Annotated in this window: 9 protein-coding genes; 8 read left to right on the forward strand and 1 reads right to left on the reverse strand. The window is 66.0% G+C overall.

What is annotated here, in order from left to right; all coding sequences use genetic code 11:
* From ACE3TL_RS15835 to ssb, 7 genes are all read left to right on the forward strand, one after another.
* Positions 1-174, forward strand: a 174-nt coding sequence (locus tag ACE3TL_RS15835; RefSeq protein WP_374579641.1) for a flagellin, incomplete at its 5' end; no start/stop codon positions are given.
* Between the two features lie 250 nt (positions 175-424).
* Positions 425-574, forward strand: coding sequence for a flagellar protein FlaG (locus tag ACE3TL_RS15840; protein WP_374579634.1), 150 nt, complete (start codon positions 425-427; stop codon positions 572-574).
* A 193-nt stretch (positions 575-767) separates the two neighbouring features.
* Positions 768-1,604: a flagellin gene (locus tag ACE3TL_RS15845; RefSeq protein WP_374579635.1), complete on the forward strand. Its 837-nt coding sequence runs from the start codon at positions 768-770 to the stop codon at positions 1,602-1,604.
* Between the two features lie 94 nt (positions 1,605-1,698).
* Complete coding sequence (locus ACE3TL_RS15850; RefSeq protein WP_374579636.1) at positions 1,699-4,521, forward strand: hypothetical protein; 2,823 nt, start codon at positions 1,699-1,701, stop codon at positions 4,519-4,521.
* A gap of 45 nt (positions 4,522-4,566) precedes the next feature.
* Positions 4,567-5,253 (forward strand): hypothetical protein, encoded by a 687-nt coding sequence (locus ACE3TL_RS15855; protein ID WP_374579637.1) that lies wholly within the window; start codon positions 4,567-4,569, stop codon positions 5,251-5,253.
* A 42-nt stretch (positions 5,254-5,295) separates the two neighbouring features.
* Positions 5,296-5,688 carry a hypothetical protein gene (locus tag ACE3TL_RS15860; RefSeq protein WP_374579638.1) on the forward strand — a complete coding sequence of 131 codons (393 nt, stop codon included), beginning with the start codon at positions 5,296-5,298 and terminating at the stop codon, positions 5,686-5,688.
* Positions 5,689-5,835: 147 nt separating this feature from the next.
* Positions 5,836-6,357 (forward strand): single-stranded DNA-binding protein, encoded by a 522-nt coding sequence (gene ssb, locus ACE3TL_RS15865; RefSeq protein ID WP_374579639.1) that lies wholly within the window; start codon positions 5,836-5,838, stop codon positions 6,355-6,357.
* 138 nt (positions 6,358-6,495) lie between these two features.
* Here the strand turns inward: ssb and ACE3TL_RS15870 are convergent, their stop codons facing one another.
* Positions 6,496-7,023 (reverse strand): superoxide dismutase family protein, encoded by a 528-nt coding sequence (locus tag ACE3TL_RS15870; RefSeq protein WP_374533745.1) that lies wholly within the window; start codon positions 7,021-7,023, stop codon positions 6,496-6,498.
* Between the two features lie 110 nt (positions 7,024-7,133).
* Here ACE3TL_RS15870 and ACE3TL_RS15875 point away from each other — a divergent pair.
* A partial coding sequence (locus ACE3TL_RS15875; RefSeq protein WP_374579640.1) for a DNA gyrase subunit A occupies positions 7,134-7,914 on the forward strand: 781 nt, incomplete at its 3' end.

The raw sequence follows: 7,914 nt of genomic DNA on the forward strand, positions 1-7,914 counted from the left end.
AACGTCATGAAGCTCCAGGACACCCTGGATACGGGTATCGGCAACCTGGTCGACGCGGACCTGGCGAAGGAAAGCGCAAGGTTGCAGGCCCTGCAGACCAAGCAGCAGCTTGGCGTCCAGGCGCTCAGCATCGCCAACCAGTCGTCGAGCATCCTGCTCGGACTGTTCCGATAGGGCTATCGGGCGCGGGGCTTGGTCCTGCGTCCTTCCGCGTCGGCGGCGGGGAGGGCGACCTCCTCGCCGTCAACGTGCAGCAGGGATCGTCTGTGGGCGCAAGCCTCGGGCGAATGGATCCATAGAGAACAAGCTCCCAATCGCGTCGGCGCTTCCCGAGGTCGAAGCCGCCCAGGCGCTTGCAAGGCCGGCTTCAGGACGGCGGCCGCAGGCCCAGCCCGTCGCCGCGCCCCAGCCCGACCTGCGGCTGGTGATCGAGGATCAGGCCGGCGCCTTCGTCTACAAGACCATCGACCGGCGGACCGGCGAAGTGGTCCTGCAGTTGCCGCGTGAAGAGGTTCTGCGGATGCGCGAGATGCAAGCCTACGAGGCCGGCGCGGTCATCACGACCCAGGCCTGAGACATCCCGTCTGGCGCGGCCGGACTGGAACGGCGACCGTTCAACAGGTTGCAACCGCAGCCGGCTCTCCGGTTCGCGGGTTTTCACCATCTTGACGTTAAGCTTTCGGAAACCATGCGCTTCCTAGCGTTAACCATGTTTTCGGCGCGCGAGTCGCGCGCTCTGCATGGGTTCTCTGAAGGAGATTTGCGCCATGGCGATGAGCGTCAACACGAACAAGTCGGCGCTGATCGCGCTTCAGAACCTCAACAGCACCAACGAGAAGCTGGAGCAGGTCCAGAATAAGATCAACACAGGCCTGCGGGTGTCCAGCGCCAAGGACAACGCGGCCGTCTACGCCATCGCCCAGAAACAGAGAGCGGACTTCAGCTCGCTCGGCGCGGTGAAGATGAGCCTGGATCGCGCGACCTCGATCACCGACGTGGCGCTGAGCGCGGGCCAGCAGATCAGCGACATCCTCGTCCAGATGCGCGAGAAGGTGATCGGTGCGGCGGAAGATTCCGCGACGACGTCGACCCGCAAGGCTTTCGACGATGAGTACCAGGCGCTGTTGCAGGCGATCAGCCAGTTCGCATCCTCGGCCGAGTTCGACGGGGTGTCGGTGTTGAACGGCAGCCTGACCTCCAACCTCAACTTCCTGGCCAACGCGGATGGGGACAGCTACATCGCCCTGACGCCGCAGGACTTCACGATCAGCGGCAGCATCGTGAACCTGGCGGGGACGAGCCTGACGGGCACCACCTCGGCCACCAAGTCGGTTCTGGCCAGCCTCGATGCGGCCATCGGCAACGTCACCGCCGCCCTGGCCGAGATGGGCGCCCAATCCAAGCAGATCGAAAAGCACGTGACCTTCGTGTCCAAGCTGCAGGATGTGCTGGAAACCGGGATCGGCAATCTGGTCGACGCCGACATCGCCAAGGAAAGCGCTCGCCTGCAGGCTCTGCAGGTGCAGCAGCAGCTTGGCGCCCAGGCGCTGTCGATCGCCAACTCGCAGCCTCAGGTGATCCTGCAGCTCTTCCGCGGCGGCTAAGACGCGGCCGCCGCGTTTTTCTTCGGCGGCTTAACATCTCGTCAGGCCTGATGCGGCAAGGTGCTGGCTGGACCCAATGTCGGCCGGTGGCCCCGTGATCAGCTTCGACAGCAACATCCTGTTGAACTACTATCAGGCGAAGAACAGCCTGGGCGCTGCCGCGTCCGGCGGCGGCAAGGTGTCGGCTGCGACCGGGGCGACGACCAAGGCCCCCACGCCGCCGTGGAGCACGCTCTCGAAGGCCCCCAAGGCCGACGAACTGCTCAAGAGCGTCCTCATGGGGCGCAAGTTCATCGACGAGTATCAGACCCAGCTCGACGTGAAGGGCGCGAGCGAGGACTATCGCCAGCTCTTCGCCATGCATCAGGGCCTGGCCACTCTCGAAGCCCTGGCGCGCAAGGCCGACGACAAGGACACCAGCGCCGCCGAACTGAAGCGGATCCAGACGGCCTTTACGCGCGGCCTGGCTGAAGTGTCGGGCTATATCGACGACGCCAATTTCGAAAAGCTGCGGCTGACCTATGGCGATGTGGGCGACAAGGCCAAGACGGCCGTGGGCGTGCCGAAGACGACGCCGAAGTACCTGACCTCGCCCCTGCACCAGGGGACGGCGAACGATGAGGTCGAGGCCTTCCAGGGCAATGTGCAGTTCAGCGTCAAGGTTCGCCTGCCCAACAAGGTCGAGACCACCGTCGACTTCGACCTCGCCGAGATGGGCTCGACGCCTCGTTCGATGAACGAGGTGGTGAAGTACATGAACGCCAAGCTTGGCGCGGCGGGCTACCGCACGCGCTTTGCGGTGGAAAAGATCGCCGGCGCCGACAAGACCACCGAAGTCAACGGCCGTACGATCAAGCTGGGCAAGGAGCCGGACAAGTTCGCGCTGAAGATTCAGGGCGATACGACGGAAATCCTGACCTTTTCGGCCCCTGTCACCTCGCCGGCGGTCTATGTGACCCAGACCTCGGGCGACCCCAAGCCGGACAAGACCACCAAGGTCGAGAACGGCAAGGTGGTGACCGTCACGCCCGACCCGAAGCTCACCGAAGAGCTGTTGAAATTCGAGACCGGAACCACATCGGATGCGGTCCGTCGCCCAGGCGACGTGAACTGGGTCGAGGGGCGGGTCTTCGATGTCGACCTGCCCGAGGGCGTCGAGAAGGTCCACAAGGCGGTGACCGGGCCGGATGGCTCGCTCTATCTGCTGGCGGACGTCAACGACACGGTGGATGGCCAGACCATCAAGGGCGCGGGCGATGTCGCGCTGATGAAGTTCGATTCGGCCGGCAAGGTCGTCTACACCCGCACGCTGGGCGCCTCGGCCGACGCGACCGGTCTGGGCCTGGCGGTGGGGCCGGATGGCCAGATCGCGGTTTCGGGCTCCGTCACTGGCGGATTTGCCGCCAGCGGCGTTCCGATCGGCAACGGCGCCCTCGAGACCATTCCGAAAGTGCTCAAGGCCGACGAGGGCGTGGACGCCACCAAGCCGGACAGCTTCGTGGCGGTGTTCAGCGCGGCGGGCGACGAAATGTGGTCGCAGCGGATGGGCGCGCGCGACGATGACGAAGCCTCCAGCGTCGCCTTCGGCGCCGACGGTTCGCTCTACGTGCTCGGCCGCACCAAGGGAGCGATGACCGGCCAGGTGTCCGCCGGCAATTGGGACAACTATCTGCGTGCGTTCGACGCCGAGGGACGGCTGAAGTCCACCACCCAGTTCGGTAGTTCGGGCGAGGACAAGCCCGCCGGCCTGGTGGTTGATGGAACCAACGTCGTCGTGGCTTCCGTCGAGGGCGGAGAGGTCAAGCTGCGCCGGTATGACATGACCAACCCCAAGACGCCCGTGGTGTCTGCGACCCGCAGCCTCGGGACGTTGGGCGGCGGATCGATCGCGGGCGTCACCATGGACGGCGGCAATATCGTCATCGGCGGGTCCACCGGCGCGACCATGAACGTCGGCAACACCACGCGGGCCTCCTCGGGCAGCGTCGACGCCTTTGCGGCGCGTATTTCCGCCGACCTCTCAACGGGCGGCGACGCCATCGCCTACTACGGCGGCGCTGGCGATGATCGGGCGACGGCTATGACGGTCGCCGATGGCAAGGTCTGGCTCACCGGCACGACCAAGACCGATCTTCCCAGCATGACTGGCGCTGTCGGCAAGGTGGACGGTTTCGCTGTCGGACTCGACATCGGTACGGGCGTCATCGCCTGGTCCCAACGGTTCACCGGCTCGGACAAGATGACTGCGCCGTCGTCCATTGCGGTCGATGCAAGCGGCGCCAGCGTGCTCGATCGGCTGGGCCTGCCCAAGGGCAAGGTAGAGTATTCGGATTCGCAGTTGGTCACTTCGGCGACCTCCGCGCGCCCGGGCGATACGTTCCAGATCCGGCGGCGGATCGGCGGTTCTGCCGTGACCATCACGATCGAAGCCAACGACACCCTCGAAACCCTGGCCAAGAAGATCCAGCGCGCCACCTCGTTCGGGGTGAAGGCCGAGGTGGTCTCCGACGGCGATGTGCGCAAGCTCCAGATCCGGCCGCAGAACAGCCGTTCCAGCCTGGAAATCCTCGGCGGGAAGGGCGGCCTGGACGCGCTGGAGGCCTTGGGCCTGCACGAAGGCTTCGTGCGGACCAATGTCAGCAAGGACGGCCAGATGGTCCCCGGCGACGGCGGCTCTCCGATGTATGGCCTCAAGATGCCGCGCGACCTGTCGCTGTCGACCAAGGAAGACATCAAGGCGGCGATCGACAAGCTGACCATGTCGATGTCGGTGCTGCGCACGGCCTTCCGCGACCTGGAGCAGGGCATGAAGCCCGCCAGCGAGAAGAAGAAGGCCACGGGCGAGGTCCCGGCCTATCTGAAGAATCAGTTGGCCAATTATCAGGCCGGGCTGAACCGCCTGACCGGCGGCGGCTGATCTCGCCTGCTTGAAACCGTCCCACGCACGGTCTAGCGAGGGCGCATGGAGTTCCTCAAGGATCAACCCACGCGCCTGGTGCTGATCGGCGCCGCGGCGGCCCTGGTCGCCGGGGCGGTGATCGCCGGCGCGATGGTGGCCGGAGGCCGCGGCGAGAAGACGGCCCCGCCGCCGGCCTCGCAAGGCGGTCTCGTGGTGGAGACCGGCGCGCCCGACGATGGGCGGCTCGATCCGGCCAAGCCGCTTCGCTGCTTCGTCGCGGGCCAGTTCGTGGGCGAGATGACGCTGATCGACTGCGCCAAGCGCAACGGCGTGGCGACCGGCGCGCTCGACGTCGGGGTCGACGAAGCGGGCAATCTGGCCGCCGCAGATCAGGCCGGGACCATGCTGACGCCGCTTCCGCCGCAGGCGGACGCGATTCCCCTCCAGCCGACCGCTGCGCCGGGCGCGCCAGGGCAGGTCGCGGCCGCCCAGGCCAATGCGCCGGCCGGCGCCTGCTGGCGCTATACCGAAGGCGGCTGGCGCAAGTTGCCGACCGATCAGACGCTGAACGCCTGCGTCCAGACCCTGTTCGCCGGCCGGTGCGAACGGCCCGGGGGGGCGACCTATGGGCGCTGGATGCAGCAGACCCTGCGTCTGGTCCCAGGCAAGGTCGAGGTCTCGGGCGACAACCGCAGCTTCCGGACGATCGCCGAACAGGCGTCCAACTGTGCGATCAGTCCGATCGGCTGACGGCCCTCGCGCCGCCGCAATCTCAGCTATAGGCTGCACGCCATGCTCGTTCGAACCGCTCTCGTCGCCGGCCTGTCGGTCCTTGCGCTTTCCGCCTGCGCCAAGCGCACCTTGCCGCCGGGCGGGCAGGGGGTCTGCTGGCATGTGGTCAAGGACAAGTCCGGCGAGCTGAAGTTCAACAAGCTCAAATCGGACGTTCCGACCCTGGAACACTGCGCAGCCGAGCTCGAATCGATGCGGGTCCGCTTCCTGCGCATGGGCGGCACCGCCCGCGAGGTCACCGGTGCCTATATGGGCAACTTCATCTTCGTCGAACGGCAGGGGATCTTCACCGCCCCGTCGCTTGAGGAGCACCCCTATCTGGCGCTGGTGCGCACGGGCGATGGCCGGCTGGCCGTGCCTGGCGCGATGCCGCGCGAGCCTGCGCCGCAATAACGCCGCCCGCGGTCAAATCGCCTGTGGACGAAGTTCTGCTGTCCATGAACAAAAATAGAACATTAACTTGATCGGCCGTCTACGCTCCGCTAGCGTCCGGCGCTTAAGGCCGCTGGGCCGCAAGCACGGAAAGCAAGGGACAAGCTCATGGCGGGCAGCGTCAACAAGGTCATTCTGGTCGGCAACCTCGGGGCCGATCCGGAAATCCGCAGCCTCAATTCGGGCGACCGGGTCGCGAATCTGCGGATCGCAACCTCGGAAACCTGGCGCGACCGCATGAGCGGCGAGCGCAAGGAGCGGACCGAATGGCATCGCGTGGTGATCTTTAACGACAATCTGGTGAAGGTCGCCGAGCAGTATCTGCGCAAGGGCTCCAAGGTCTACATTGAGGGCGCGATCCAGACCCGCAAGTGGACCGACCAGTCGGGCCAGGAAAAGTATTCGACCGAGATCGTGCTGCAGAAGTTCCGGGGCGAACTGACCATGCTCGACGGCCGTGGCGATGGCGAGCGCAGCAGCGCCGGCGGCGGGGATTATGGCGGCGACTATGGCGGTGGCGGTGGCGGCTATGGCGGTGGCGGCGGCAATTTCGGCGGCGGCCAGCGCAACCAGGGCTCGGGTCCGCGCGAAGATTTCTCGGCCGATCTCGACGACGAGATCCCGTTCTAGAACGCTCAAGATCCTTCGGAATTCTTGACGGCCAGCTTCCGCGGAGGCTGGCCGTTTTCCGTTCTGACCCCGGAAACGAAGAACGCCGCCGGGCGCAGGGCCGCGGCGGCGTCTGAAACAGGCTTGAGATCGGAAGCCTTAGCCGCCGGCGATCACGCCGCAGGCGATGCGCGCGCCGGCCCCGCCGATCGGTTGGGTCTGGTGATCGTCGGCGTTGGCGTGGATGACGATGGCCGACCCGTCCTTGTCGTTCAGGTCCTGGCGTCCGTCGACGCCGCCCAGGGAGACGAAGGTCGAGAATACCTCGGTCGCGCCGGCCCCGTCGGCCGCCACATGGAGGTTGGGAAGGTCGCCGGCCTCGTTGGCGTCAGGGTTCAACAAGCCGTGAACCATGGTCGGCCCGCCATGCACGTGCCCCCCTGCCGAGGTGAAATCGGACTTCGAGCAGTCGCCTTTCTCGTGGAAGTGGAGGCCGTGCCAGCCGGGGGTCAGCCCCTTCACCTCAACCCGCATGACCACGCCTTTGGGAGCGCTGACGAGGGTGGCGGTCCCGACGACGGCGCCAGTCGAATTCTTTAGTTCGATCTGTTGGTTGGCGGGCGCATCGGCCGCAATCGCCGTACCGGCGAAAAGGGTGGCGGCAAGGGCGGCGAGGGCATATCTCATGGTTTCCAGCACCTGGGTTCGATTGACGACGGACGTTGGCCTTGCGGCCTGCGGGATGTTAACAACTGAGCTCAGCTTTGTGTCCGATTCTAAACGGCTAAATCCTTTCCTTGACCGAAGAAACCCATACCTCGCCGGATGGTGATCGGCGCGGCGGCGTCGCCCCTATCGCCATCGAAGACGAGCTGAAGCGCTCCTATCTCGACTACGCCATGAGCGTGATCGTCAGCCGCGCCCTGCCGGATGCGCGCGACGGTCTGAAGCCCGTGCACCGCCGGATCCTGTTCTCGATGAACGAGCAGGGCCACACCCCGGATCGCGCCTATGTGAAGTCGGCGCGCGTGGTCGGGGACGTGATGGGTAAGTATCACCCGCATGGCGACGCCTCGATCTACTTCACCATGGTCCGCATGGCGCAGCCCTTCTCGATGGGCCTGCTGCTGATCGACGGTCAGGGCAACTTCGGCTCGGTGGACAACGACCCGCCGGCGGCCATGCGCTATACCGAAAGCCGCATGAGCAAGGCTGCGATGTCGATCGTGGCCGACCTCGACAAGGATACGGTCGACTTCAAGGAGAACTACGACGGCACCGAGCAGGAGCCCGTCGTCCTGCCGTCGCGGATTCCCAATCTGCTGGTCAACGGCGCCGGCGGCATCGCCGTCGGCATGGCCACCAACATCCCGCCGCACAACCTGGGCGAAGTGGTCGACGCCTGCCTGGCCTATGTCGACGACCCCGAGATCGGGCTCGACGCCCTGCTGGACATCGTGCCGGGGCCGGATTTCCCGACCGGCGGCGAGATCATCGGCCGTTCGGCGCCGCGCGGCGCCCTGGCCAGCGGCCGCGGCTCGGTGATCGTGCGCGGCAAGGCGGACATCCAGGAAATCC

The organism is Phenylobacterium sp., from assembly GCF_041920015.1.
GTDB lineage: Bacteria > Pseudomonadota > Alphaproteobacteria > Caulobacterales > Caulobacteraceae > Phenylobacterium.